This is a genomic window from Rhabdochromatium marinum (assembly GCF_016583795.1).
Classification (GTDB): Bacteria; Pseudomonadota; Gammaproteobacteria; order Chromatiales; family Chromatiaceae; genus Rhabdochromatium; species Rhabdochromatium marinum.
On record NZ_NRRS01000142.1, the window covers coordinates 1 to 2,366 of the forward strand.

Sequence of the window (2,366 nt, forward strand, 5' to 3'; positions counted from 1 at the left end):
GCAATCTGACATTGAACGATGCCGGCCAGTCTACCGAGTCAGCGCCAAAAGTTTACGAAAAACTTTTTTTGAGCCTGGGCCAACCTGCTGTTGTTACGCCGAAAATTTTTTCGGCGGGAATTGCTGTTGGATGGCCCGATGCAATGCCCGCACATCGGCTTATTCTTCGCCTGCCTCAGCCCTCAGCCCTCAGCCAGGCGCTGCCGCAACCGCGTCAGCCGTTGTCCGCCGGTTTGGCGCACTGCCATACCCAGCGCCTTGGGCTGCGCGATTAGCACCACCAGTCGCTTGCCGCGCGTCACCCCGGTATAGAGCAGATTGCGCTGCAGAAGCATGTAATGCTGGGTGGCCAGCGGAATGACCACGGCCGGATACTCCGAGCCCTGTGCCTTATGCACGCTGGTGGCATAGGCTAGCGCCAGCTCATCCAACTCGCCGAATTCATAGACCACTTCCCGCTCGTCGAAGCCGATGCGCACCTCGCTGTTGTCAGGGTCGATGGCCAGGATACGGCCAATATCGCCGTTGAAGACCTCCTTGTCATAGTTGTTGACGTTCTGGATCACCTTATCGCCTGGGGCGAAGGTCCAGCCGAAACGCTCGATACGCGGCTGGGCGCTGGGGTTGAGGCGCTGTTGCAACACTTGATTCAACGCCCGCGCGCCCAGTCCGCCGCGATTCATCGGTGTGAGCACCTGCACGTCGCGCATGGGATCCAACCCGAAGCGCGCCGGGATGCGCTCGCAGAGGGTCTTGATCAGCCGTTCCTGAATCTGCTCCGGAGTCTCGCAGCGGATCAGAAACCAATCTCCATCCAGGGGTTGGGGCTCGGGGGTGTGGGGCAAAACCCCGCTATTGATGCGGTGGGCATTGACGATGATCTGCGAGCGCTGCGCCTGGCGGAAAATCTCGGTGAGTCTGACCGTGGGTAAGACCCCGGAGCCAATGGCATCGGCTAGCACCGCGCCGGGGCCGACCGAGGGTAACTGATCAACATCGCCAACCAGCAGCACCGCCGCCGAGTCGGGCAAGGCACTGAGCAGCTTATGCATCAGGCTGACATCGACCATGGAAGTCTCGTCGCAGACCAGCAGATCGGTCTCCAGCGGATGGTCGGCGTTGTGCTTGAAGTCCAGCGTCTTGGGATCGAACTCCAGCAGTCGATGAATGGTCTTGGCCTCCTGGCCGGTGGATTCTGACAAACGCTTGGCCGCGCGTCCGGTCGGGGCGCACAGGGTGACCTTGACACCCTTGGCGCGCAGAATGCGCAGAATCGAATGGACCACCGTAGTCTTGCCGACGCCGGGACCGCCGGTCAGTAGGGTGCATTTGCCGGTGACGGCTTGGCTGACGGCTTGTTGCTGTGATGCGGCCAAGCGCAGTCCGGTCTGCTGTTCCACCCAGGGCAGGGCGCGGGCGGTGTCAATGGGTGCCCAGGGCGGTTGGCCATCGCGCAGGCGCACCAGGGATGCGGCCACCTCGCATTCGGCGCGGTGCAGGGCTGGGAGCAGCACCAGGGGACGCGACTCGAAGGTTTCCGTCACCAGATGTCCAGCGGCCAGCTCCAGATCAATGGCCGCTGCAATGCCCTCCGGGGCGATCTCCAGCAGCTTGACGGCTTGTTCTGTCAGCGCCTCGCGCCAAGCGGCGCAGTGCCCATCACCGGCGATCTCCTGCAAGACATGGCGCACGCCGGCGCGGGCGCGCAAGGGCGAGTCGCGCGGAATCCCCAAGCGCTCAGCCAACTGGTCAGCGGTCTTGAAGCCAATGCCGCGAATGTCCAACGCCAGGCGATAGGGATTGCCGCGCACCCGCTCGATGGCTGCTTCGCCGTAGGTCTTGAAAATGCGCACCGCCCGCGCGGTGCCGACGCCATGGGATTGGAGGAAAACCATGATCTCGCGGATGATCTTCTGCTCGGCCCAGGCGCGGGTGACGCGTTCCTGGCGCTTCTGGCCGATGCCGGGCAGTTCGCGCAGGCGTTCGGGTGTTTGCTCGATGATGTCGAAGACGGTTTCCCCAAAGGCCGCGACCAGGCGCTTGGCGAAATGCGGGCCGATCCCCTTGACCAAGCCGGAACCGAGATAGCGCTCGATGCCTTCGCGGGTGCCGGGCGGCACGACGCGCAGCTCGTTGGCTTTGAACTGGCGACCATGGCGAGCATCAATGGTCCATTGCCCGCGCGCGTCGATGTGCTCGCCGGGGGCAACCTGGGCGGCGTTGCCGACCACAGTGATCAACTCGCGCTCACCACGCACCTTGACGCGCAGCACGCAAAAGCCGCTCTCGGGGCTGTGGAAGGTGACGCGCTCGACGGGACCGGCGAGAGTCTCGAACGGGGAGGGGGTGTTGGGCATAGGGGAGGG

1 protein-coding gene is annotated in these 2,366 nt (G+C 63.7%); it reads right to left on the reverse strand.

Annotated elements, in window-relative coordinates; genetic code table 11:
- Positions 1-182: 182 nt before the first annotated feature.
- Complete coding sequence (gene recD2, locus CKO36_RS18765) at positions 183-2,357, reverse strand: SF1B family DNA helicase RecD2 (RefSeq protein ID WP_200286428.1); 2,175 nt, start codon at positions 2,355-2,357, stop codon at positions 183-185.
- Positions 2,358-2,366 lie beyond the last annotated feature (9 nt).

Excerpts from the sequence above, each read along its gene's own strand:
- recD2 (WP_200286428.1), bottom strand. The coding sequence starts at position 2,357 with ATGCCCAACACCCCCTCCCCGTTCGAGACTCTCGCCGGTCCCGTCGAG.